This window comes from Pseudomonas sp. Tof1 (genome assembly GCF_055390395.1).
The window spans coordinates 290,939-313,399 of record NZ_AP024344.1; the positions used below are offsets into that span (position 1 = coordinate 290,939).

The window sequence follows — 22,461 nt, forward strand, 5'->3', positions numbered from 1 at the left end:
CTCAGTGGCCCTGGGCTGCGGCCAGGCTGAGCTGGCGGATGTCCTCCAGGGACAACACTTGCGGGATGTTCAGGATGATGGTGAAACCCTGTTCGCCACGGGCCATGCCGGCGATGAAGTCGGTACGGATGCCGGCGCCGAAGGTCGGCGCGGCGACCACCTGTTGCGGGTCGATGTCGAGCACCGCATCCACCGCGTCGACCACCAGGCCGATGCGCTGGCTGAAGTCCTCCAGGTCCAGTTCGATGATGACGATGCAGGTGCGCCTGCCGACCGCGGTCGCCTCGAAACCGAAGCGCGTGGCCAGGTCCAGTACCGGCACCACGTTACCCCGCAGGTTGATCACGCCGTGGATGAACGCCGGCATCATCGGTACGGCGGTGACGTCGCCGTATTCGATGATTTCGCGCACCAGGTCGATGGGCACCGCGTAGGCGGCCTGGCGCACCCGGAACGACAGGTGCTGGATGCTCGACGCCGGCGGAGCGTCGGGCAGCGTTGCGAGGTCGCGGCTCAGGCTTGCAGTCATGATCCGGCCCTCAGTTGAAACTCACGAATTGGCCTTCGTCGACCGCCGCCCGGCTCTTGAAACCGTCACGCGAGCCGTTGAAGGCGTAGCCGTCGTGGCCGCGCGACGGTGGCCGGTGGCTGTGGGCGGACTCTTCCTCGAAGCGGAAGAAACCGATCAGTTCCTGCAGCTGCCCGGCCTGGGCATTCATCTCCTCGGCAGTGGCCGCCAGTTCCTCGGAGGCCGAGGCGTTCTGCTGGGTGATCTGGTTCATCTGGCCCATGGCGATGTTGATCTGCCCGGCGGCGCCACTCTGCTCCTGGGACGCGGCGGTGATTTCCTGGACCAGGTCGGAGGTCTTCTGGATGTTTGGCACGATCTCGTTGAGCAGGCGTCCGGCCTGTTCGGCCAGTTGCACGCTGCTGGAGGCGACCTGGCCGATTTCCTGGGCCGCCACCTGGCTGCGTTCGGCCAGCTTGCGCACTTCGGCGGCGACCACCGCGAAGCCCTTGCCGTGGTCGCCGGCACGGGCGGCCTCGATGGCGGCGTTGAGCGCGAGCAGGTTGGTCTGGTAGGCGATGTCGTCGATGATGCTGATCTTGTCGGCGATCTGTTTCATCGCCAGCACCGTGTCACCGACCGCGCCGCCGCCCTGCACGGCGTCGTTGGCGGCCTTGCCGGCGATGCCGTCGGTGATCTTGGCGCTTTCGGTGTTCTGCGCGATGGAGGCGGACATCTGCTCGACCGAGGCGCTGGTCTGCTCGACGCTGGCGGCCTGCTCGTTGGCGGCCTGGCTCAGCGATTGTGAGGTCGAGCTGACCTGTTCCGAGGCCGAGGACAGCGAGTCGGCGGCGCTGCGGACATCGCCGAGAATGCTGCGCAGGCGTTCGGCCATGTTCTGCATGGCGGCCAGCAACTGGCCGGTTTCGTCCTGGCTGGTCACCGGCAGGTCCTGGCTCAGGTCGCCAGCGGCCATGCGGTTGGCCGCTTCCACGGCGCCATTGAGCGGACGGGTGATGCTGCGGGTGACCAGTACGCCGATCAGTATGCCGAGCAGGGTTGCGGCGATGATCAGGGCAATCATCTGGGTCTGGGAGCTGGCGGCGATATCGCTGATCTGCTGGTTGGCCTCGGCGGCACGCTCCTGTTTGCGACGGGTGGCCTCGCCCATCAGGCGGTCCACCACTTCGCCGCTGCTCACGGCCTTGGGCAGCAGGTCGGTGATCTCGCTGTTCTCCTGCAACTGGCCGGACTGCTGGTGACTGGTCAGCAGTTGGTTGATCACGCTTTCGTATTCCTTGAGCGGGCCCTCGATACTGTCGATCTGGGCCTGGCCTTCCTTGCTGAGGAACGACTTGCGCCCGTCGGCGATCAGCTTGCGGGCCTGTTCGAGCGAGCTGCGTGCCAGGTTGGCGGCCTGTTCGCGGCCGGCGTGGGTGGTGGCGAGCAGGCTATGGCGCATCGCACGACCGGCGGTCACCAGTTGGATGTTGGCATCCTGCATCTGGCGCAGACCCGTGACATCGACTTCGTACATGCGGTCCGACAAGTCGTTGACCTGGGACAGGTTGCGGATACCGATCACACCGATGACACCGGTCAGCACCACCACCAGCAGAAAGCCCGCTGTCAGCCGGATGCCTATCTTCATGTTGCGGATGAACTGCATGATTACTCTCCTGAAAGGCTAGGCAAGGGTGGATTGAGCGAGTTCGTCGTGGGTTCGGTCGACGTCTGCAGGTGTCGGAACAGGCTGGCGATATCGAGGATCAGCGCGACCTGGCCGGAGCCCAGGATGGTCGAGCCGCTGATGCCGCGCAGGTGCTGGAACATCTGGCCGAGGGGTTTGATCACGGTCTGCAGTTCGCCGAACAGTTGGTCGACGATCAGGCCGGCCTGCTGGCGGCCCTGGCTGACCACGACGATGTTGCGCCGCCGTGCCCGGCTGGGCGCCAGGCCGAAGTGCCGGTCGAGGGCGATGCACGGCAGCGGCTTGCCGCGCAGGCTGAGGTAGCCCTGGCCCTGCTGCAGCCACTCGGGGCCGGCTTCCATGCACTCGGTGACCATATCCAGCGGAATGACGAAGTTGTCCTGGCCGACGCCGACCTGGAAGCCGTCGATGATCGCCAGGGTCAGCGGCAGGCGGATACGGAAGGTGCAGCCCTGGCCTGCCACCGAATCGATTTCGATCACCCCGCGCAACTGGTCGATGGCACTGCGCACCACGTCCATGCCGACACCGCGGCCGGAGAGGTTGGAGACCTGTTCGGCGGTGGAGAAGCCGGCTTCGAAGATCAGCAGGTGGATGTCCTGGTCGCTGAGCGGGGCGTCGGCTTCCAGCAGGCCCTTGTCGATCGCCTTGGCGAGAATCCGTTCGGTATTCAGGCCGCGCCCGTCGTCGCTGACTTCGAGTACGATCATGCCCGAGTCGTGGTAGGCGTTGAGGCGCAGGTTGCCCGCGGCCGGCTTGCCGGCGGCGAGGCGTTCGGCGGCCGACTCGATGCCGTGGTCGATGGCATTGCGCACCAGGTGGGTCAGGGGATCGGCGATCTTGTCGATCACCGACTTGTCCAGTTCGGTTTCGCCGCCGACCAGGCTCAGCTGGATGTTCTTGCCCAATTCCTGGCTGACATCGCGCACCACCCGGTGGAAGCGGTTGAAGGTCTCGCCGACTTCCACCATGCGCAGTTTCAACGCCGCCTCGCGGATCTGCTCGACATGCTGGTGCACCGCCTGGGTGGCCTCCATGCAGCCGCTGTCGCTGCTGCGCCGGGCCTGCATCTGGGCGCTGGCGGTGCTGATCACCAGTTCGCCGACCAGGTTGATCAGTTCGTCGAGCTTGTGCGCGGCGACCTTGACCAGTGTCGTGTCGAGGCTGCGGCGGTCGCGGACGGCAGCGGTTTTCGGGGTGGCCGGTTCGGCGCCCGGGCGAGGCGTGGCGAGCGGTTCGGCTGGCGTCGCGGCCGGTGGTTGCAGAGGGTTCAGGCGCAGTTCGCAGAAGTCCTGGATGAATTCGAAGACGTCTTCGATTTCGCCCCGGCTGGCCGCGGTGTACAACTCGAAGTCGAAGCCCAGGTGGCAGGTTTCCGGGTCCAGCCGATCGAGAGCCGGCAGGGCGTCGCTGCGGGTGTGCAGCGTGGTGATCTCACCCAGGCGGTTGAGGTAGCGCAGGAAGGCCGCAGGGTCGAAGCCGTTGCGAAACAGCTCTTCGCAGAAGCTGATCGAGACCTGCCAGGTGAGCCGGTCCGCCGCGACGGCGGGAGCGTGCTGCGGCCCGGTTTGCGCCGGATCGTCCGCGTTGCCGCCCTGGGCCTCGAACAATGCCGCCAGCAGCGGCGCCTGGCGTGCCTCGTCGACGTCGAGCAGGCCGCTGTCGGGGTCGACACGCTCGATCATCGCGTTCAGCTCGTCCATGCAGTTGAGCATCAGCGAGGTCAGCGCCGGGGTCAGCTCGCGCTGGCCGTCGCGCACCGACATCAGCAGGCTTTCCAGGTGATGGGTGAGGTTGACCAGGGGCGTCAGCGAGAAGATCCCGGCCGAGCCCTTGAGGGTATGCACGGCACGGAACAGGCCGTTGACCGCGTCCGTGTCGCCCGGGCTGGTTTCCAGGCGCAGCAGGCTGTCTTCGGCCTCCTTGAGCAGGTCGCGCCCTTCGCTGAGAAATCCCAGCAGCAACTGGTTCCATTGTTCGCCACTGAGCATGGGGTCAGGCCTCGGTCGGGTACAGCGATTCCAGGTTCAGCAGCGTCAGCAGTTCCCGGGCGGTGTCCGAGACCCGGCTGACGGTGGCCGGATGGTCGATGGACGACAGCGCCCGCTGGATGGCCAGGAGCAGTTGCGCGCCGGCGCTGTCCAGTTCGTTCAGGCCGCCCAGGTCCAACTGCCAGGGCCCCGGGGGCAATGGCAGCAGGCCGAGCAACTGCTCGCGCGCCATGCTGACTTCGTAGAGGGTCAGGTCGCCCTGCAGGCGCAGTTGCGCGGGCATGTCGTCGGTGGCGGGCGTCAGCGAGAACATGGCGGGTTATCCCAGCAGTTTTTCGACGGCCGCCAGCAGTTGCTGCGGTTGGAATGGCTTGACGATCCAGGCCTTGGCGCCGGCGGCCTGGCCTTCGGCCTTCTTCGACTGCTCGCTTTCGGTGGTGAGCATGATGATCGGCGTAAAGCGGTACTCGTTGCGCGCCTTGACCTCTTTCACCAGGCCGATGCCATCGAGGTTGGGCATGTTCACGTCGCTGATGATCAGGTTGATCTTCTGCCCGGTCAGCTTGTTCAGGGCATCGCGGCCGTCGCAGGCCTCAATGACCTGGTGACCGGCACTGGTCAGGCTCATCTTCACCAGTTGGCGCATGGACAGGGAGTCGTCGACGATCAGGATGGTCTTGGCCATGTTCATCACTCTTGCAAAGGGAAAAGCGGAGAGAAACTAGAAGAAGGTCACGTCGTCGCTGGCTGTCACCTGGGAGCGACCCTGTCGCTCCTCGTCGGTGGTGAAACGCTGGCGCTGGCGTTCGAGCCAGGCGGACGGATCGTTGAGGCTGGCATCCTGTTGCTCGATGGCCTCGAGCAGGTGGGCGAGGTCGGTCTGGACATGGTCGAGCATCTGGTCGGTACGGTCCTGGAACTGCAGGTTGACCATGATTGCCTGGATGTCGGCCTGGGTTTCCCGGGCGTCCCGTTGCAGCAGGCGGGAGGCGTCGGTCAGTTCGCCGAGGTTGTCGCCCAGGCGCGTCATGACCTGGGTCACCGCCTGATTGAGGAAGTCGAGGTTGGCCTGTTCGCTGCTGCCCAGCTCGGCGGCGGCGGTGATGGTGGTCTGGATCGCATGGTTGATCTCGCCGACCTTGGTGTCCATGCCCTGGCCGGTCTCGGCGGACAGGGTAGAGAGCTTGCGCACCTCGTCGGCGACCACCGAGAAGCCGCGGCCGTAGTCACCGGCCCGGGCTGCCTCGATGGCGGCGTTGAGGGCCAGCAGGTTGGTCTGGTTGGCGATCTCCTGGACACGCTTGGCCATCTGCTGCAACTGACTGGCGTAGTCGCCCAGGTGGCTGATGGTGTCGAGCAGTTCGTGCTGACGCTGGCTGCTGGCTTCGAACGACCGGGTCACTTCGCGCAGGCGCTCGTTGGCGTCACGCAGGCTTTCGCCGACGCCGCCGCTGCCGAGGACACCTTCGCAATTGTGCAGGCCACCTTCCAGGCGGGCAGCGATGCTGGCGAAGCGTTCGAACAGCTCGCCGATATTCGATTGCAGCAGGTGGCGGCTCTGGCCGATGCCATCGTTCCAGGCCGGGGCGATCACTGGCAGGAGGGTTTGCAGTTCGGCCGGTGCAGTGACGGTATCAGGATGTGGCGTAAGGGAGGGGGCGGCGGGGATGTTCGGCGATTTGCCGATCTGCCGGGCGACGGTGGCGATGGCGATCAGCGCCAGGCCGGCGCCGTTGAGCAGAGGCTGGGCCAGAGAAAGCCCGATGGCACTTAGTGCGATCCCTGACCAGATTCCCAGATAAATCCGCATCCCCTGCTTCCATTGCATAGCTCAAGTGGCGCGGATCATATCGGTAGCATATTGATATCAGTATCGGGATAACCCTTAATCCTGCGGGGCTTCAGGCACGGTATTTCGGGTCGGGAAGGTGTTCTGGAACTGACTGGTCGGGCAGGTATTTGACTCATCATCCAATAACGGCGCCGCTTCCTGGCGTCACGACGAAATGGCTCTAGCCGGGACCTTCTAGGAATTAGCCCTAAGGTATTTTGCCGTGTGCGGATGTAATTGAATGTTACGGGCCGTTGATTCCGGGGGTGGGCTGGTCGGTAGTGGCAGCGGCGGGTGGATGGCCGCTCCCTGGCTTAAGCGTAGCGCCTGAGCAACGCGGCCCCTGGATGAGGGGCCGCGAGGCAAGGGTCAATGCACGAACAGGGCGATGAGGATGATCACCGGGATCGGTACACCCAGAAAGAACAGTAGAAGTGAGCGCATTTTCATTCTCCTCGGGTTAGTGCAGGGGCGCGGTGTGGGTCTGGTATTCGGTGCCTTGCAGGTAGACCACACCATCGCGCTGGCGGCCGCCGAAGGTTGCCGCCAGGCTGGCGAAGAAGGCGCCGATCAGCAGGGCGATGAACATCCACAGGGTTGACCAGGCCGCGGCCTTGGCTGCCTGGTCGGCTACCTGCCTGGCGCTGTCCACGGCCTGTCCGGCCTGGGCATAGACCTGGTCGACACGCTGTTCGGCCTGGACCCGGCTGAGGTTGGTGCGCTGGGCCACCAGTTGCGCCAGGTAGGCACGGTCCTCGACGCTCAACTGCCCATTGCCCAGGCTGTGCACGAAGATCCGGGTGGCCACGGCGTGGGCGGCGTCCTCGCTCACCGCTGCGGGGCGGTCGTCGCGAAACAGCAGGTCGATGAAGTAGTCGGAACCACTGCCCTGGCGGGCATCGCTGCCGAGGCTGCTGGCGGCACCGGCGGCGACGGTGGCCCCGGCCTTGGCACCACCGCCGAGGACGCCACTGACGGAGCCGGCCGCCAGTGTCGCCATGAGCAGGGTCGCGACGGCCCAGGCGAGAAAGCCATGGGCGGTGTCACGGAAGTAGACCTCGTCGCCATGCACGTTGGCCCACTTCACGCGCAGTCGGCCGGCGAGATAACCGCCCATCCCCGCAGCGAGGATTTGCGTGAGAGCCAGCCAGATGATCGCCCAGATACCCAGGCCCTTGGCGCTGATACCTTCGCCCGACCAGGGCGAGATGGCGGCCAGACCCAGCCCGGAGCCGAGCATCAGCAGCAGCAGGGACAGTGCGGCGGCGGCGGCGGCCCCGGCGAAGATCGCCGTCCAGGAGACTCCCGAGTGGTTCGAGGGGTCGTGTAATGCGGCAGGATGAATTTCAGCGTTCCCGATCATTGTTGTTGTGCTCCATCAGTGAGAGACCTACAGCCTTCACGGGGGAGATAGCAGCGGATGTGCCAAATCCTGCTTTGCTGAATAAGCAATCGATTCAAGGGGTTGGGAAGGGGGTTGGATCTTGGGACCATGCAATCTGCATGGTCGGGCAGTTTGACGGCAGGCTTTCTGCACTGGCCGATGGGAGCGGCCGAGGGAGTGCTGTTGCAGCACTCCCGGGTGAGGGGGCTCAGTCGCGCCAGTGGCGGTGTTTGCGGTGGCCATAGGCATGGCCGCGGCCACGATGGCCGTCGCGATAATGGCGATCTTCGCGGTCGCTGGAATTGCCCATGTAGTTGCCCAGCGCACCGCCTGCGCCGCCGCCTGCCGCCGCGCCGATCAGGCTGCCGGTGGTGCCGCCCATGCTGCGGCCGATGACGTTGCCGCCGGCCGCGCCCAGTGCGCCGCCGATCGCCGCTTCACCACGGCTGCGTTTGTCCGCGCCGACCGCACTGCCGCCTGCGCCGCCCAGGGCTGCGCCGATGGTCGAGCCGGTGTTGCCGCCCAGCGACTGACCGACCGCCGAACCGAGTACACCGCCCAATGCGCCGCCGATACCGGCCTCAGTGGTACCTCCGGCGCAAGCCAGGCCACTGGCCAGGCTCAGGGACAACAAGAGAATCGACGAGAACTTCATTTGAGAGGAGCCTCCTAGGGATGACGGCGCGATCCTGAGGCTTGTGACAGTGGGCTTACAACGGAAATCCGACGAATAGCACGACCTGTATACAAAAAGATAACTTACTGATTTTACTAGGGAACTTAGTTGATTTTGGAAGGTCTGAGGCTACTTGAACCCCATCATTTCGCGCCTTGTGCGCGCACTGGAAGAGGCTGGCGCCGCTTCCAGAACGTCGATTCGCCCCAGCGTTTTTCCATCCCGTAGAACTGTTGCCGGTTGCCCAGGTAGGCGCTGTAGATCCGCCTGAGCAGATCCGCATAGGTGGGAAGGGCTTCGCGCTCACCATTCAGCGTGGCGTGCACGGCGCGAGCGCAATACTGGCCACAATAGAGCGCGGTGGCAATGCCCTGGGACGACAGCGGATCGAAGGCCAGTGCCGCATCGCCTACGGCCGTCCAGTGTTCGCCGTGAAATTGCGAAAGCTGTCCGCTGGCGGCATCCATGCCCTGGACGGAACTGCCGGGCTGGTAGCCGTGTTCACGACACAAGGCCGACAACAGGCGGGTATGAGCCAGTTGCTGCCACAGCCCATCGCCGCTCAGCAGCGTTTGGCGGTCGAGCAGGTCCAGGTCGCCGAGGAAGGTCACCAGCCGTTCCCCCGAGGGCAGCAGCACGCTGTACCACCAGCCGTTTTCCACCGCCTCGACCAGCGTGCGGCCATCGCGATCGGTGTCTTGCCGGCTATGCAGCAGCAGGTAGAAGGCGGTCAGCCGGTCTTCGACCTGGCGCTGGGCGCCCTGCTGACGGGCGAGTACCGCCGGGCGGCCGCCGGCGTCGATCAGCCAGCGGCATTCGGCCTGTCGCTCGCCGTCGGCGCTGGCCAGGCGCAGGCTGAAACCGGCCTCACGCGGTGTGGCGACCAGCCGGGTGGCTTCGTGGACCGCTACACCGAGCTGGCGTGCCGTGGCCCGCAACTGGGTGTCGAAGGCGAGGCGGTCCAACTGGTAGCCGCGACCCTGGGTCTGAAAGATGAAATCGTCCATGTGCGGCTCGTCCGAGCCCCATACGGAAAGGTTGCCGTAGCTGGGACGGTGCCCGGCGGCGAGAAAGCCGTCGAGCACACCCAGGTCGGCGAGCAGCGAGCGGGCGGCGGGCGGAAAGCCCTCGCCCACCCGGAAGCGCCCTGCGGGTGCCGAGTCGGCCAGCAGCACCCGCCGGCCCAGGCGCGCCAGGTTGATGGCGGTAGCCGAGCCGGCCGGGCCGCCGCCGACGATGGCGACGTCATAGCGCTCCATTTAGCGCGACCGTCTCCCGCCGCGTGGCGCCTGCTCGGCGTCTTCCTGGCTGCTGAAGTTGGCGCCCCGTGGTGGCCGTGGTGCCCCCGCGATGTCGTCCGTCGGCGCGCCCGCCGCGACGAAGTCGGCAGCCAGCGCCGGGCTGGCGAAGGTCTGGCTCGTGGGGATCTGCGGCCCGTAGCTGGCAACCATCATGGTGTTCGGATAGAGCGGGCTGTCGAAAACGTGCTTGCGCACTTCCAGCAGGCCCATGGAGCCGAAGATATCCACCATCGTGGTCATCTGCTTGGCGGTCGAGGTTTTCGGGCCTTCGACCAGCAGCGGGGCATTCCAGTTACTGCGATCGGCGAACGCGTCGAGACGCTGCTCGGGCTTGGTCGCAGGGTCGATGACCAGGGCATAGTCCGCGTCACTGAGTACCTGGTTGGGCACGCGCGCCGGCCAGAAGGTCGCGGTGAACGGACTGTAGTCTGGGTTGTAGCCACCTCGGCAATAGGCGGTGTCGGCCTGCCATGGCAAGCCCATCCAGCGGTTCAGGTCGCCGGGGCCTTGCCCGTACAACGGACCACCGACAGCCAGGGCCTGGGTCTGGTTCAGGGTTGGGCCGTAGTCCGGCTGGGGGCTGCCGGCCGGGCGCTGACGAATGCGCCAGGGCTTGGCGTAGAGCGGCAGATGGCGCATCGGCCAGGTCAGTTCGCAACCGGGGTGGAAAGCGTCGGCCAGGCAGAAGTCCAGGGCGGCGCGGTCAAGCATGGCTGGCTGCTCTGCCAGGGCTACCGAATCCAGATTGTCCGGGAGTGGGAGGCCGGGCCAGTCGGCCTCGAACTGGCCGTCAGCCCAGCGGCTGAGCGCCAGGTACTGTGTCTGGGTGATCGACGAGTTCTGGCGTGGGCTGGGGTTGTTCCCCAGCTCCATGTCATCGCCGTAGATCCAAGGCCAGGGCAGCGGGTTGTTGTCGGCAGGTTCAGGCAGGCGGAAGCTGTTGAGGATCTGTCGGCGGGTTTCCTGGAATACGTCGTAGTCTCCTGGTGCCGGTTTGTGCGCCAGCTTGGCGATGAAGGCCGGGTCTTCGAAGTTGTAGGGGCTGTTGTGGCCGAACTGGGTAGCGAAGCCCTGGTTGACCCACTGCAGGCCCGATAGACGTTGCAGGATCGGGTAGACATCCTGGCGGAAGGAGGTCGAGGTGTTCGGCTTCAGCCAGCCGGCCTGGATGAACAGGTCGTAGGTCAGGTCGTAGAGCGTGCGTACCGTCTTGACCTGGGGTGCATAGTTGGGCGGCGCGGTCACCACCCAGGCCGATTCGACCGGAATCGACCGGCCGCCGATGCTGACCTGGGCGCTGATCGGTCCATCGCTGGTGTCGTCGTACCAGCCATCGGCGTTGATGAAGCTGTTGTCGTCCTTGGGGTTGAAGATCGGCGTGTTCCGGGGCGAGGCCGATACACCGCGGCCGCCGAGGAACAGCAGGCGACCCTGGGCATCGGTGCGCAACTCACCCAGATACACTGGCACGCCTTCGTACTGGCCGTTGAACTCGACACCGGCCTGGTTCGTGCCGCGGATGCTTTGCAGGCCGCCGTCGATGGCCAGGGCTGCGCGGGCCTTGGGGTCCTTGATCTCGGCATTGCGCAGGGGCAGCACCTTGCTGGCGGCTTCGGGAATGTCCATCGCCAACTGCCACTGGTACCACTGCGCCTTGCGGTTGGCGACATGGGCCGACCAGGTGATCTCGGCGTCTTGCGCGGTCAGTTCGGCGACCACCTCTCCAGCCAGGTTGTAGCCATAGATGCGGAACTCGGCGGCCTGGCGCTTCAGTGCACCCTGGGCGTCCCGGTAGAAGCCCAGTGGCTCGGGCCGCGGCTCGGTCACCTGGGGGCCGATGAAGTAGTCCGATTCACTGTTGCCGACCCGCGCCACGCCGATCGCGGGATGGATCGCGGCGCTGACGATGCGCTTGTCCTTGGGAGGGGTTTGGCTGCCGTGGTGATGCGGGGTATGGCCGGGGGTGATCGACATGAGTGCTCTCCGCGTTCCGTGCTAAAGAGGATGTGCCCGACCTGCGGGCAGGATCCCTGGGCGGGTGCCGGTCAGCACCGTCGGATGAGGGCGTGAGGAGCACCGCCCGCAGACTCTAGTAAAGGGCTTGCGGTTTGTCGAATGGCTTTTTGCTATTACGGCGGGAGATTCCCCGGGCACCTCTGGCAAGGCGTCCGGGGCGGCTCGGATCAACTGGCCTGGGCGAGGATCAGGCCGTTCTCGCTGGCCATTTCCAGGCAGATGGCGACGAACTTGGAGGTCGGGGTGTGGCTGCCGTCGCCGACGCTTTCCAGCGGCACCAGCGGGTTCACTTCCGGGTAGTAGGCGGCGGCCTGGCCGGCGGGGATGTCGAAGGCCAGCAGGGTGAAGCCCTTGACCCGACGCTCGCGACCGTCTTCCCAGAGCGACACGATGTCGACCTTCTGCCCCGGCTTGAAGCCCAGGCGGATGATGTCCGCCTCGTTGACGAACAGCACCTCGCGCTGGCCCTTGACCCCACGGTAGCGGTCGTCGAGACCATAGATGGTGGTGTTGTACTGGTCGTGGGAACGCATCGACTGCAGGATCAGGTCCGGCTTCCTGCCCGTGGCGTGGGTGAGCTCGTGGATCAGGTCGCTCGGCAGGCCGTTGGAGCGGAAGTTCGCCCGGCCCGAAGGCGTGTTCCAGCGCCGGGCGCCGGCGGCGTTGCCCAGGTAGAAACCGCCCGGGTGCCCGATACGCTGGTTGAAGTCCTTGAAGCCGGGAATGGTGTCGGCGATCAGGTCGCGGATGCGGTTGTAGTCGCCCACCAGCCAGTTCCAGTCCACCGGGTGCGAGCCGAGGGTCGCGGCGGCGATGCCGGCGATGATCGCCGGTTCCGAGCGCATCTGTTTCGACAGCGGCTGCAACTGGCCGTTGGAGGCGTGGACCATGCTGAACGAGTCTTCCACGGTCACCGCCTGGGTGCCTTCGGCCTGCAGGTCGATGTCGGTGCGGCCCAGGCACGGCAGGATCAGCGCTTCCTTGCCGTGGGTCAGGTGGCTGCGGTTGAGCTTGGTGCTGATCTGCACGGTCAGGTCGCAGTTGCGCAGGGCTTCGAAGGTCCGCGGGCTGTCCGGGGTGGCCTGGGCGAAGTTGCCGCCGAGGCCGATGAACACCTTGGCGCGGCCCTCGAGCATGGCATGGATGGCTTCGACCACGTTATGGCCGTTGCTGCGGGGTACCTTGAACTGGAAGCGGCGTTCCAGGGCGTCGAGCAGGGCCACCGGTGGGCGCTCGTTGATGCCCATGGTGCGGTCGCCCTGCACGTTGCTGTGGCCGCGTACCGGGCACAGGCCTGCGCCCGGCCGGCCGATGTTGCCGCGCAGCAACATCAGGTTGGCGATTTCCTGGATGGTCGCCACCGAATGGCGGTGCTGGGTGATGCCCATGGCCCAGCACATGATGACGCTCTTGCTCTTGGCGTACATCCGCGCCGCCTGCTCGATTTCGACCAGGGGCAGGCCCGATTGCGAGACGATCTGTGCCCATGGGGTTTCGTCGATGGCGGCCAGGTAGTCGAGCACGTTGGCGGTGTGTTCGTTGAGGAAGTCATGGTCGAACACCGACGGCTCGTTCGCCGCCTGGGCCTCGCGCTCCCATTGCAGCAGGAACTTGGCCATGCCGCGCAGCACGGCCATGTCGCCGCCCAGGGCCGGGCGGAAGTAGGCGGTGTTGGTCGGCTTGTTGCCGTTGGTGAGCATTTCCAGCGGGTGCTGGGGATGCTGGAAGCGCTCCAGGCCGCGCTCCTTGAGCGGGTTGATGCAGACCACCTGGGCACCGCGTTTCACGGCTTCACGCAGCGGTTCGAGCATGCGCGGGTGGTTGGTGCCGGGGTTCTGGCCCCAGACGAAAATCGCGTCGGCGTGTTCGAAGTCGTCGAAGGTCACGGTGCCCTTGCCGACCCCGACACTTTGCGCCAGGGCCACGCCGCTGGCCTCGTGGCACATGTTCGAGCAATCGGGGAAGTTGTTGGTGCCGAAGGCCCGGACGAACAGTTGATACAGGTACGCCGCCTCGTTGCTGGCCCGGCCCGAGGTGTAGAACTCGGCCTGGTCAGGGCTGTCGAGGTTCAGCAGGTGCTTGGCGATCAGCGCGTACGCCGCGTCCCAACTGATGGGCTTGTAGCGGTCGGTGGTCGGGTCGTAGCTCATCGGCTCGGTCAGGCGGCCCTGGTACTCGAGCCAGTAGTCGGACTGCTCGAACAGCGAGCTGACGCTGTGCTTGGCAAAGAACGCGGCATCCACCCGACGCTTGGTGGCTTCCCAGTTGACGGCCTTGGCGCCGTTCTCGCAGAACTTGACCATGCCGCTTTCCGGCGAGTCGCCCCAGGCGCAGCCGGGGCAGTCGAAGCCGCCGTTCTGGTTGGTCTTGAGCATCATGCGGATGTTCTTCAGCGCGTTGTCGCTGGTCAACCAGGCCTGGGCCACGCTGATCAGTGCGCCCCAGCCGCCGGCCGGACCCTTGTAGGGCTTGTAGCGTGGGGTCGGGATCTGGTCGGCTTGATTATGATTGCTCACGCGGGATTCTCCATCGCAGGGCTGTAGACCCGCGGCGCACTTTTCTGCGGCAGGTGAATAAGATTGAGGTTGTGCCGACGCGCCCATTGCAGCGCCAGGCCAGTGGGGGATGACAGGCTGACCAGGGTCTGGATGCCGGCCCGCAGCACTTTCTGGATCAATTCCAGACTGCAGCGGCTGGTGACGATGGCCACGCCACCGGCGGTCGGGATCTGTTGGCGGACCAGCGCGCCGATCAGCTTGTCGAGGGCGTTGTGCCGGCCGATGTCTTCGCGGCCCAGCAGCAGTTCGCCCTGATCGTTCATGAACACGGCGGCATGCACGGCACCGCAGTGCTGGCCCAGCGGCTGGAAGGCGCTGATGCGTTGGCGCAGGTCGACCAGCCAGGCGGCCGGCGGCAGCGGTGCGCCGGGTAGTACGTTCAGTTCCGGCAGGGCCTGCTCCAGCGCCTCGACGCCGCACAGGCCGCAGCCGCTGGTGCCGGCCAGTTGTCGGCGCTGCTGCTTGAGACTCCAGAACGCGCGGCTGGAAATCTCCACTTCGGCGTAATGGGCAGCGCCATTGCTGGTCAGTTTCAGGTCGTAGAGTTCGGTGGCGTCATGGATGATGCCGCTGCCGAGGCTGAAACCGACGATGAAGTCTTCCAGGTCGGTGGGCGTGACCAGCATCACGGCCTGGCTGATGCCGTTGTAGGCGATGGCCAGCGCGACTTCTTCGGCGAGTGAGGTCTCAGCGGCTTCGTGATGATCGAGGTCGCTGTACTGGTAGCTCTGGCTGGCGGCCGGCGCGGCTGCTGTGGTGACAGGAATCGCGCAGCCGTCTGGCTTGGCGTGCATGGAGGATTACCGGCGAAATGTACGGTGCTAAGACTAGGCGCGGCAAAAGGTCACGTCTAATCGCTAGTACTGATCCACCGATAGATGATGTCGATCAAAGTCCGCTTGGCGATTTCTGATAAAGCCTGAAGCAGGCTTCGGCCAGGGCCGAGCGCGGCGCGCCACGGCGCATGATCAGGCCGAGGTTGGCCAGGGTCCGGGCATTTTCGATCGGTTGCAGGCTCAGGTGGTCGGTCAGGGTCTCAAGGCCGCTGTTGAGCGGCATGATCGCGCAGCACAGGCCGCCATTCACGGCTTGCAACAATTGATGAACGGCGTCGGTCTGCAGCAGCGGTTGTGGGCTCAGGCCACGGCTGTGGAAGTTGTGGTCGATGGACTGGCGAAAGTGCATGCCGCTGGTGAGCATGCCCAGCGGCAGTTCGGTCAGCGCCTCCCAGCTCAGCGGCTGGTCGCCGAAGTCGAAGAAGCGCTGGTCGTAGAGCAGGCCCATGGCGGTTTCGCTCAGGGGCAGGGCGTCGAAGCGCTCGGTGTCCAGGCGATCGAGGTAGGAGACGCCGAGGTCGAGGCGGTTGCTCGCCAACTGTTCGAGAATCTGTTCGGAACTGAGGGACGACAGTTCGAAACGCAGGTCCGGGTGTTCGGCATGCAGGCGCTGCATCAGGTGCAGCGGGTCGAAGTTCGACAGCGGCACCACGCCCAGGCGCAGGGTGCCGATCAGGTTGCCGCGACAGGCGGCGGCCTCGGCCTGCAGGCCATCGTAGGCCGCCAGCACGGTGCGGGCCCAGGCCAGCACCCGTTCGCCGGGCGCGGTGAAACCCTCGAAGCGCTGGCCGCGGTTGACCAGTTGCAGGTCGAGTTCTTCCTCCAGGTTGCGCAGGCGCATGGACAGGGTCGGCTGGGTGATGTGGCAGCGTGCCGCCGCCTGGCCGAAGTGTCGCGTTTCGTCCAGGGCAATCAGGAATTTCAGCTGTTTGATGTCCATCGTCGCTCCAGGCGCGGTCCAGGCCCGGATTCTAGCGCGGTTGGGCTACGCTGAGTCATGGGTCTGTCCGGAACCTGTCGCAGACGTGCCCGGTCCAGTGGTTCGCGTCTGGATATCACCCATCAAGGAGAAGAAACCATGAGTATCCTCAGCTTCGTGAAAGAGGCGGGCGAGAAGCTGCTCGACTTGCTGACCCCGGGCAATGCCAATGCCGGCGAGCAACTCAAGGCGCATATCGCCAGGGTCGGCCTGGGCAACCCGAATGTCCAGGCCACGGTGGAGAGCGACAAGGTGACGGTCACGGGCGAGGTCGCCAGCCAGGAGGAGAAGGAAAAGATCCTGCTGGCGCTGGGCAACATTGCCGGTGTCGGCAGCGTCGACGACCAGCTCACGGTCAGTGGGCCGGTGCAGGCGGCCGCGCGGTTTGTCGTGGTGAAGTCGGGCGACACACTGAGCGCGATCTCCAAGGCGGTCTATGGCGACGCCAACCAGTACAACAGGATCTTCGAGGCCAACAAACCGTTGCTGTCACATCCGGACAAGATTTATCCGGGTCAGACGCTGCGTATTCCCGAGTAATGCCCGGCCTGTAGGAGCAGGGCTTGCCCGCGAAGCTTTTAGCGCCCTCATGACGCGTTCGCGGGCAAGCCGGATCGCCGTACCGCCCGCTCCTACAAGTCAGCGATCAATTCGCGGTAGTCGCCCACGGCGGCGAATTCCTCGGTGTCCTTGGGCCCCTTGCGACTGTCCGGCTCGCGCACCGCCAGCAGGTGCGCGACGCCGAAGCGCCGGGCGCTGCGCAGGATCGGCAGGGTATCGTCGATGAACAGGCTGCGTGCCGGATCGAAGCCGATATCGACCTGCAGCGCGTCCCAGAATGACGGGGATTCCTTGGCGAAGCCGTAATCATGGGAACTGATCAGGCGCTCGAAGTAGGGTGCCAGTTCGACCCGCTCCAGCTTCAGTGACAACGAATCGCGATGGGCGTTGGTGATCAGGATCACCCGCTTGCCCGCCTGGCGGATCGCCTTCAGGAAGGTGTCGGCGTCCGGACGCAGGGCGATCAGGTGCGCGGTTTCCCGCTTCAGCTCGCGCACCGGCAGCTTGAGCTCCTCGCTCCAGAAGTCCAGGCAGTACCATTGCAACTGGCCGGCGTGGTCCCGGAACAGTGAACCCAGCTCCGCCTCGGCCATGGCCAGGCTGACGCCGTGCAGCTCGGCATAGCGTCGCGGCAGGTGTTCCATCCAGAAGTGGTTGTCGTAATGCAGGTCGAGCAGGGTGCCGTCCATGTCCAGCAGAACGGTATCGATGTCGCGCCAGGGTAATGAGGGCATGGGAAACTTCTCGACCGGGAAAAAGGATATCCGACACAGACAATCGGAAAAGCCACGGTATAGTAACCCGTTAACGCCCAGGAGCCGCCATGCGCCAGAAACCCACCGTACTTGCCCGTGAAATCGTCGCCAGCAGCCGTCTGTTCCGTGTCGAGCAGGTCCAGTTGCGTTTCTCCAACGGTGTCGAGCGCACCTATGAACGACTGGTGGGCAAGGGCACCGGTTACGGTGCGGTGATGATCGTGGCGATGCTCGATGCCGAGCATGCGGTGCTGGTCGAGGAATATTGCGGTGGCACCGATGAGTACGAACTGTCGCTGCCCAAGGGGCTGATCGAGCCGGGCGAGGATGTGCTGGCGGCGGCCGAGCGGGAGCTGAAGGAAGAGGCCGGTTTCGGTGCCCGGCAACTGGAGCACCTGACCGAGTTGTCGTTGTCGCCGGGCTACATGAGCCAGAAGATCCAGGTGGTCCTGGCCAGCGACCTGTATGAAGAGCGTCTTGAGGGTGACGAGCCCGAGCCGATGCGGGTCGACCGGGTGAACCTGCGCGAGCTGGCCGGCCTGGCGCAGAACCCGCAATTCACCGAGGGTCGTGCGCTGGCGGCGTTGTACCTGGCCCGTGACCTGTTGACCCAGCGTGGAGTGTTTCAACCATGAGTGATTCGTTTGTGAGCCTGCCGCATCCGTTCCTGGCCCCGGTCATCGAACTGGCCTGCCAGGCCGGCGAGGCGATCCTGCCGTTCTGGCGGGCTGATGTCGAAGTGATGGACAAGGCCGATGCCTCGCCGGTGACGGCCGCGGACCTGGCGGCGCATCACCTGATCGTCGCCGGCCTGAGCGCCTTGGCGCCGGATATCCCGGTGTTGTCCGAGGAAGACGCCGACATCCCCCGTGAGGTCCGTGCCGGTTGGCAGCGCTGGTGGCTGGTGGACCCGCTGGACGGTACCAAGGAGTTCATTTCCGGCAGTGAAGAGTTCACTGTGAATATTGCGCTGATCGAGCAGGGGCGGGTGGTGTTTGGCGTGGTTTCGATGCCGACCAGCGGTCGTGCCTATTTCGGCGGCGCCGGTCTGGGCGCCTGGCGCGCGGACCGCGGCCTGCCGCCCGAACCGATACGGGTGCGGACCCAGCCGCCGGCCGGTAACGCGTTCACGGTGGTGGCCAGCCGTCGGCATTCCAGCCCCGAGCAGGAGCGGTTGCTGTCCGGGCTGAGTGCCAGCCTGGGTGAGCTGGAGCTGGCGAATATCGGCAGTTCGCTGAAGTTCTGTCTGCTGGCCGAAGGCGCCGCGGACTTCTATCCGCGCCTGGCGCCAACCTCCCAGTGGGATACGGCGGCGGCCCAGGGCGTACTGGAGGGGGCGGGCGGTGAAGTGCTGGAACTGAGCGGCGAGCGCTTCAGTTATCCGGCGCGGGAGTCGTTGCTCAATCCGTTTTTCCTGGCCTTGCCGGAGCAGGCGTTGTGGCGGGAGCAGTTGCCGAAGATGCCGCAGGCCTAGACGTTTTACTGATTGTAGGAGCCGGGCTTGCCCGCGAACCGCCAGCGGCGGCCATCCGGAACGGTTTTGAATGGCCGCCTTTGGCGGTTCGCGGGCAAGCCCGGCTCCTACAGTGCGTGGCAGGTTCGTTTTTTGAGGGTTGCAATTACGGGGGGATTTCAGCGGTGCAGCACGTACTGGCCGCTGAAACGCACCGCCTCGTCTTCGCTGCCGACATTCATCACCCGGGTCTCCAGGGTCAGCCGCGCGCGGCCGTAACGCTGGTAGGTGGCCAGGAATTTTTTCCAGACCTTCTCGTCCGGTGCCGCACAGATCGCCTCGGCATCGCCGGTGACCGGCAGCGGGTAGCTGATCTGGCCCTCCTGGATCACGATGTGCCCGTCCGCGATACCCGCCTCGTGCAGGCTCAGGTGCAGCCAGCCCCAGCCGGCCAGCACCGCGCCGCAGTACAGGCTGCCGCCGAACATGGTGCTCTTGTGGTTGACGTTGGGTTCCAGCGGCAGCCACAGGCGCAGTTGTCCGCCCTCCCAGCCGCCGACCTTGAGCCCCATCTCGCGTGTCAGGGGAATGTCGTGGTGCAGGATGGATTCCAGGTAGTGGCTGTCGCGGTTCATGCAGTGACCTCTGTGGTGTGATTCATTCGAGCTCCTCGCCGCCGCTGTGGCTGCCGCTGTCGAAGCTCAGGCCGTGTTTGCGCAGTTTGTCGTGCAGGGTCTTGCGCGGGATGCCGAGGGCTTCGGCGAGGCTGCGCAGGGAGCTGTGGGAGCGCGCCAGTTCGGCGGCGATCAGCGATTTCTCGAAGTGCTCGACCTGTTCGCTCAGGCCGCCAGCGCGATTGCCAACGGCGATCTGCGCATCGAGGCTTTCCGGGGCACTGTTGTCCAGCGCCAGTTCCAGGCCAAGGGCGAAACGCTCGGCGGCATTCTGCAGTTCGCGCACGTTGCCCGGCCAGCCGTGGCGCAGCAGCAGCGCCCGTTGCGCCGGCTGCAGGCCATGGGGCGGCAGGCCATGGCGGCCGCTGGCTTCGTCGGCGAAATGCTGGAACAGGACCAGCACATCTTCACCGCGTTCGCGCAGTGGCGGAATGCGCAGCGGCGCGACGTTCAGCCGGTAGTACAGGTCGGCGCGGAAGCGGCCCTGATCGGCGGACTGGCGCAGGTCCTCCTTGGTCGCGGCGATGATGCGGATATCCAGCGGGATCTGCTGGTTGCCCCCCAGGCGTTCGACCACCCGCTCCTGCAACAGGCGCAGCAGCTTGACCTGGACATCCAGGCTCATGCTTTCGATTTCATCGAGGAACAGGGTGCCGCCGTTGGCGAATTCGAACTTGCCGATCCGGCGTTTCTGCGCGCCGGTGAAGGCGCCCGGTTCGTGGCCGAACAACTCGCTTTCCACCACCGACTCGGCCAGGGCGCCGGCGTTGATCGCCACGAAGGGGCCGTTGCGCCGGTTCGACAGGTCATGCAGGGCACGGGCGACGACTTCCTTGCCGGCGCCGGTTTCGCCGAGGATCAGCACGTCGGCCTTGGTCGCCGCGAGGGCGCCGATCTGTTCACGCAGGCGCTGCATCTGCGGCGAGTGGCCGAGCAAGCGGGTCGCCAGTTGCTGGCGATCGCTCAGGGCCAGGCGCAGGCTGCGGTTGTCCAGCACCAGGCGGCGCAGGGCCAGGGCGCGGCGCACGCTGTCGAGCAGGGCATCGCTGGCGAAGGGTTTTTCCAGAAAGTCATAGGCCCCGGCGCGCATCGCCTGGACCGCCAGCGGCACGTCGCCATGGCCGGTGATCAGCAGCACCGGCAGCTCCGGGTCCTGGGCATGCAGCTCGTTGAGCAATTCGATGCCGTCCATGCCCGGCATGCGGATATCGCTGACGACCACACCCGGCCAGTCGCGCTCGATGCGCGCGGCCAGGCCACGGGCCTCGGCCAGCGGCAGGATCTTCAGGCCGGCCAGATCCAGGGTCTGGCTCAGGGCCTGGCGCAGGTGGGGATCGTCGTCGATCAGTACCACCTGGGTCTGGTGGTCGATATTCATACACTCGAGTCCTCGGCCGGTTGCAGGCTGACGCCGGGGGCGCCGGCGCGCATCCGCAGGGTTATCAGGGCGCCGCCTTCACGGTGGTTGGCAAACAGCAGTTCGCCGCCGAAGGCGCGCATCAGGGAATCACAGATCGCCAGGCCCAGGCCGAGCCCCTGGGTGCGCGTCTTGGTGGTGTAGAACGGCTCGCCGGCGCGACCCAGGGCTTCCAGGCAGAAACCCGGGCCGTTGTCGCGAATGGTCAGGGTCACGCCTTCCGGCGATTCCTGGGCACTGAGCCACAGCTTGCGCGGCGGGGCCTTTTCGGTCAGGGCGTCGAGGGCGTTTGCCAGCAGGTTGCCGAGCACCTGGCGCAACCGGGTTTCGCCGGCCTCGACCCACAGCGCGGCGGCCGGCAGGTCGCGGATCAGTTCGACTTCCATCGCCCGTCGGCGCTTGGCCAGCAGGGCCAGGGCGTCGTCGAGCGCCGGCTGCAGGGCCACGCTTTCCGGGGCATGCCGGTCGCGGCGGGCGAACGCGCGCAGGTGGGCGATGATCGACGCCATGCGTCCGGTCAGCTCGCTGATCAGCTTGAGGTTGCCGCGGGCGTCGTCGGTGCGCTGGTGATCGAGCAGCACCTCGGCGTTTTCCGCATAGCTGCGGATCGCCGCCAGTGGCTGGTTGAGTTCGTGGCTGATGCTTGCCGACATGGTGCCCAGGGCCGAAAGCTTGCCGGCCTGGACCAGGTCGTCCTGGGCGCGCACCAGTTCCTGCTGGGCATGCTCGCGCTCCAGTACTTCCTGCTTGAGTCGGCGGTTGAGGCCTTCCAGGTCGCTGGTCCGCTCGGCGACGCGCATTTCCAGTTCGCGGCGGGCCTTGGCCTCGAAGGCGATTCGCTCCAGGTAATGCCGCCGGCGCTGCATCATCAGCCCGAGCAGCAGCATCAGCACCAGCAGGGTCGCGCCGCCGACCGCGACGACGGTGCGCACGGGGCGATCGATCAGCGTCCGCGGGGCGAGGATGCTGACGCTCCAGCCGGTTTCGTCGATCTGCCGGGTCTGGGTCAGCCAGGCCGTGGGGTTGAGGTTCAGCGGCTGCGGATTGCGCGTCGGGTAGGGCTGGACGGCGGTGATGGCATCGCGTTCGTTGCCGTCCAGGGGGCGGGTCGCACGAAAGCGCCACTCCGCCCGCGAGGTCAGGATCACCACGCCATTGTGGTCGGTCACCAGCAGTTGTTCGGGGGTCTTGCCCCAGAGGCTTTCGGTGTGGTCCAGGTCGACCTTGACCACCAGCGCGCCGATCACCTTGTCGCCGTCGCGTACCGCTGCGGCGAAGAAGTAGCCACGCTTGCCCGAGGTGGTGCCGAGGCCGAAGAAACGCCCGAGGCGACCGGCCATGGCTTCGCTGAAGTAGGGGCGGAAAGCGAAATTGCGGCCGACGAAGCTGTCGTGCTTGTCCCAGTTGGAGGCGGCCAGGGTCTTGCCGCTGGTGTCCATCAGGTACATGACTTCGGCACCGGTCTGGTTGCAGATGTCGCGCAGCAGGCTGTTGGCGCTTCCCAGACGCAGGCTCTGGTCCGGCTCGGCGAGTACGGCGCGCAGGGCCGGCAGGTCGCCGAGGATCTGCGGCAGGACCTCGTAGCGGTGCAGGGTACCCAGCAGGTTGGCGACGTAGAGGTCGAGGGTCTGGCGATTCTGGCTCACCAGTTCGCTGCGGTAGTAACGCTCGGCGAGATGTTCCAGTGGCCACAGCAGCGGCGCCAGGCACAGGAACAGCAGGGCCAGGCTGCGCCAGCGGGGTCTGCGGGGAATGGGTGGAGTCGTGATCATCGGGAATGCGCCGGTGGAGTCCGACGCATTATGGGGGA

At 65.8% G+C, this 22,461-nt stretch carries 20 protein-coding genes; 3 read left to right on the forward strand and 17 right to left on the reverse strand.

The annotated features are described in order from the left end of the window. Window position 1 precedes the first annotated feature (1 nt). The 13 genes from ACZ5KU_RS01305 to ACZ5KU_RS01365 form a co-directional block, all read right to left on the reverse strand. Window positions 2-529 (reverse strand): chemotaxis protein CheW, encoded by a 528-nt coding sequence (locus ACZ5KU_RS01305; protein ID WP_054059128.1) that lies wholly within the window; start codon window positions 527-529, stop codon window positions 2-4. A gap of 10 nt (window positions 530-539) precedes the next feature. Continuing rightward, window positions 540-2,177 carry a methyl-accepting chemotaxis protein gene (locus ACZ5KU_RS01310; protein WP_054059127.1) on the reverse strand — a complete coding sequence of 546 codons (1,638 nt, stop codon included), beginning with the start codon at window positions 2,175-2,177 and terminating at the stop codon, window positions 540-542. Between the two features lie 2 nt (window positions 2,178-2,179). Continuing rightward, window positions 2,180-4,210 (reverse strand): chemotaxis protein CheA, encoded by a 2,031-nt coding sequence (locus tag ACZ5KU_RS01315; protein ID WP_054062025.1) that lies wholly within the window; start codon window positions 4,208-4,210, stop codon window positions 2,180-2,182. A gap of 4 nt (window positions 4,211-4,214) precedes the next feature. Next, a complete protein-coding gene (locus ACZ5KU_RS01320; RefSeq protein WP_054060802.1) occupies window positions 4,215-4,523 on the reverse strand; it encodes an STAS domain-containing protein in 309 nt (102 codons plus the stop codon). A gap of 6 nt (window positions 4,524-4,529) precedes the next feature. Continuing rightward, window positions 4,530-4,895, reverse strand: coding sequence for a response regulator (locus ACZ5KU_RS01325; RefSeq protein ID WP_054060801.1), 366 nt, complete (start codon window positions 4,893-4,895; stop codon window positions 4,530-4,532). A 36-nt stretch (window positions 4,896-4,931) separates the two neighbouring features. Further along, complete coding sequence (locus ACZ5KU_RS01330; RefSeq protein ID WP_464736745.1) at window positions 4,932-6,038, reverse strand: methyl-accepting chemotaxis protein; 1,107 nt, start codon at window positions 6,036-6,038, stop codon at window positions 4,932-4,934. A 463-nt stretch (window positions 6,039-6,501) separates the two neighbouring features. Continuing rightward, window positions 6,502-7,404 carry a hypothetical protein gene (locus tag ACZ5KU_RS01335; RefSeq protein ID WP_464736746.1) on the reverse strand — a complete coding sequence of 301 codons (903 nt, stop codon included), beginning with the start codon at window positions 7,402-7,404 and terminating at the stop codon, window positions 6,502-6,504. A gap of 229 nt (window positions 7,405-7,633) precedes the next feature. Beyond that, the gene (locus ACZ5KU_RS01340) at window positions 7,634-8,080 is read right to left on the reverse strand and encodes a glycine zipper domain-containing protein (protein WP_054062028.1); all 447 of its coding nucleotides are present in this window, start codon (window positions 8,078-8,080) and stop codon (window positions 7,634-7,636) included. Between the two features lie 164 nt (window positions 8,081-8,244). Next, window positions 8,245-9,360, reverse strand: a complete 1,116-nt coding sequence (locus tag ACZ5KU_RS01345; protein WP_464736747.1) for a tryptophan 7-halogenase — start codon at window positions 9,358-9,360, stop codon at window positions 8,245-8,247. Next, on the reverse strand, window positions 9,361-11,376 hold the full coding sequence (locus ACZ5KU_RS01350) for a LodA/GoxA family CTQ-dependent oxidase (RefSeq protein ID WP_464736748.1): 2,016 nt from the start codon (window positions 11,374-11,376) through the stop codon (window positions 9,361-9,363). Window positions 11,377-11,585: 209 nt separating this feature from the next. Continuing rightward, complete coding sequence (locus ACZ5KU_RS01355; RefSeq protein WP_464736749.1) at window positions 11,586-13,934, reverse strand: FdhF/YdeP family oxidoreductase; 2,349 nt, start codon at window positions 13,932-13,934, stop codon at window positions 11,586-11,588. Further along, a complete protein-coding gene (gene fdhD / locus ACZ5KU_RS01360; RefSeq protein ID WP_054062031.1) occupies window positions 13,931-14,770 on the reverse strand; it encodes a formate dehydrogenase accessory sulfurtransferase FdhD in 840 nt (279 codons plus the stop codon). Before fdhD ends, ACZ5KU_RS01355 begins: the two co-directional genes overlap by 4 nt. A 94-nt stretch (window positions 14,771-14,864) precedes the next feature. Further along, window positions 14,865-15,752 carry a LysR family transcriptional regulator gene (locus ACZ5KU_RS01365; RefSeq protein ID WP_054060342.1) on the reverse strand — a complete coding sequence of 296 codons (888 nt, stop codon included), beginning with the start codon at window positions 15,750-15,752 and terminating at the stop codon, window positions 14,865-14,867. Between the two features lie 138 nt (window positions 15,753-15,890). On the opposite strand from ACZ5KU_RS01365, the gene lysM reads away from it, so the two are divergent. Further along, complete coding sequence (gene lysM, locus ACZ5KU_RS01370; protein WP_464736750.1) at window positions 15,891-16,331, forward strand: peptidoglycan-binding protein LysM; 441 nt, start codon at window positions 15,891-15,893, stop codon at window positions 16,329-16,331. A gap of 92 nt (window positions 16,332-16,423) precedes the next feature. Here lysM and yrfG read toward each other — a convergent pair whose 3' ends face one another. Then, window positions 16,424-17,086 (reverse strand): GMP/IMP nucleotidase, encoded by a 663-nt coding sequence (gene yrfG, locus ACZ5KU_RS01375; protein WP_464736751.1) that lies wholly within the window; start codon window positions 17,084-17,086, stop codon window positions 16,424-16,426. Between the two features lie 89 nt (window positions 17,087-17,175). Between yrfG and nudE the strand changes: the two genes are divergently transcribed. Together nudE and cysQ are read left to right on the forward strand one after the other, a co-directional pair. Next, the gene (gene nudE, locus ACZ5KU_RS01380; RefSeq protein WP_054060339.1) at window positions 17,176-17,742 is read left to right on the forward strand and encodes an ADP compounds hydrolase NudE; all 567 of its coding nucleotides are present in this window, start codon (window positions 17,176-17,178) and stop codon (window positions 17,740-17,742) included. Beyond that, the gene (gene cysQ / locus ACZ5KU_RS01385; protein ID WP_464736752.1) at window positions 17,739-18,581 is read left to right on the forward strand and encodes a 3'(2'),5'-bisphosphate nucleotidase CysQ; all 843 of its coding nucleotides are present in this window, start codon (window positions 17,739-17,741) and stop codon (window positions 18,579-18,581) included. The genes nudE and cysQ overlap by 4 nt, the downstream gene beginning before the upstream one ends. A gap of 158 nt (window positions 18,582-18,739) precedes the next feature. Here cysQ and ACZ5KU_RS01390 read toward each other — a convergent pair whose 3' ends face one another. The 3 genes from ACZ5KU_RS01390 to ACZ5KU_RS01400 are packed head-to-tail and all read right to left on the reverse strand — an operon-like array spanning window position 18,740 to window position 22,423. Then, entirely contained in the window at window positions 18,740-19,195 is a 456-nt protein-coding gene (locus ACZ5KU_RS01390; protein ID WP_054062035.1) for a YiiD C-terminal domain-containing protein, read from the reverse strand. 22 nt (window positions 19,196-19,217) lie between these two features. Beyond that, the gene (locus ACZ5KU_RS01395; protein WP_054062036.1) at window positions 19,218-20,612 is read right to left on the reverse strand and encodes a sigma-54-dependent transcriptional regulator; all 1,395 of its coding nucleotides are present in this window, start codon (window positions 20,610-20,612) and stop codon (window positions 19,218-19,220) included. After that, window positions 20,609-22,423: a sensor histidine kinase gene (locus ACZ5KU_RS01400; protein WP_464736753.1), complete on the reverse strand. Its 1,815-nt coding sequence runs from the start codon at window positions 22,421-22,423 to the stop codon at window positions 20,609-20,611. Before ACZ5KU_RS01400 ends, ACZ5KU_RS01395 begins: the two co-directional genes overlap by 4 nt. Window positions 22,424-22,461: the final 38 nt, after the last annotated feature.

What these genes read in the sequence shown, in the direction of transcription:
- fdhD (WP_054062031.1), bottom strand. Translation starts at nt 14,770, where the DNA reads ATGCACGCCAAGCCAGACGGCTGCGCGATTCCTGTCACCACAGCAGCC.
- lysM (WP_464736750.1), top strand. Translation starts at nt 15,891, where the DNA reads ATGAGTATCCTCAGCTTCGTGAAAGAGGCGGGCGAGAAGCTGCTCGAC.
- ACZ5KU_RS01345 (WP_464736747.1), bottom strand. Translation starts at nt 9,360, where the DNA reads ATGGAGCGCTATGACGTCGCCATCGTCGGCGGCGGCCCGGCCGGCTCG.
- ACZ5KU_RS01400 (WP_464736753.1), bottom strand. Translation starts at nt 22,423, where the DNA reads ATGATCACGACTCCACCCATTCCCCGCAGACCCCGCTGGCGCAGCCTG.
- ACZ5KU_RS01305 (WP_054059128.1), bottom strand. Translation starts at nt 529, where the DNA reads ATGACTGCAAGCCTGAGCCGCGACCTCGCAACGCTGCCCGACGCTCCG.
- ACZ5KU_RS01365 (WP_054060342.1), bottom strand. Translation starts at nt 15,752, where the DNA reads ATGGACATCAAACAGCTGAAATTCCTGATTGCCCTGGACGAAACGCGA.
- ACZ5KU_RS01325 (WP_054060801.1), bottom strand. Translation starts at nt 4,895, where the DNA reads ATGGCCAAGACCATCCTGATCGTCGACGACTCCCTGTCCATGCGCCAA.
- ACZ5KU_RS01310 (WP_054059127.1), bottom strand. Translation starts at nt 2,177, where the DNA reads ATGCAGTTCATCCGCAACATGAAGATAGGCATCCGGCTGACAGCGGGC.
- yrfG (WP_464736751.1), bottom strand. Translation starts at nt 17,086, where the DNA reads ATGCCCTCATTACCCTGGCGCGACATCGATACCGTTCTGCTGGACATG.
- ACZ5KU_RS01390 (WP_054062035.1), bottom strand. Translation starts at nt 19,195, where the DNA reads ATGAACCGCGACAGCCACTACCTGGAATCCATCCTGCACCACGACATT.
- ACZ5KU_RS01320 (WP_054060802.1), bottom strand. Translation starts at nt 4,523, where the DNA reads ATGTTCTCGCTGACGCCCGCCACCGACGACATGCCCGCGCAACTGCGC.
- ACZ5KU_RS01335 (WP_464736746.1), bottom strand. Translation starts at nt 7,404, where the DNA reads ATGATCGGGAACGCTGAAATTCATCCTGCCGCATTACACGACCCCTCG.
- nudE (WP_054060339.1), top strand. Translation starts at nt 17,176, where the DNA reads ATGCGCCAGAAACCCACCGTACTTGCCCGTGAAATCGTCGCCAGCAGC.
- cysQ (WP_464736752.1), top strand. Translation starts at nt 17,739, where the DNA reads ATGAGTGATTCGTTTGTGAGCCTGCCGCATCCGTTCCTGGCCCCGGTC.
- ACZ5KU_RS01350 (WP_464736748.1), bottom strand. Translation starts at nt 11,376, where the DNA reads ATGTCGATCACCCCCGGCCATACCCCGCATCACCACGGCAGCCAAACC.
- ACZ5KU_RS01340 (WP_054062028.1), bottom strand. Translation starts at nt 8,080, where the DNA reads ATGAAGTTCTCGTCGATTCTCTTGTTGTCCCTGAGCCTGGCCAGTGGC.
- ACZ5KU_RS01395 (WP_054062036.1), bottom strand. Translation starts at nt 20,612, where the DNA reads ATGAATATCGACCACCAGACCCAGGTGGTACTGATCGACGACGATCCC.
- ACZ5KU_RS01330 (WP_464736745.1), bottom strand. Translation starts at nt 6,038, where the DNA reads ATGCAATGGAAGCAGGGGATGCGGATTTATCTGGGAATCTGGTCAGGG.
- ACZ5KU_RS01315 (WP_054062025.1), bottom strand. Translation starts at nt 4,210, where the DNA reads ATGCTCAGTGGCGAACAATGGAACCAGTTGCTGCTGGGATTTCTCAGC.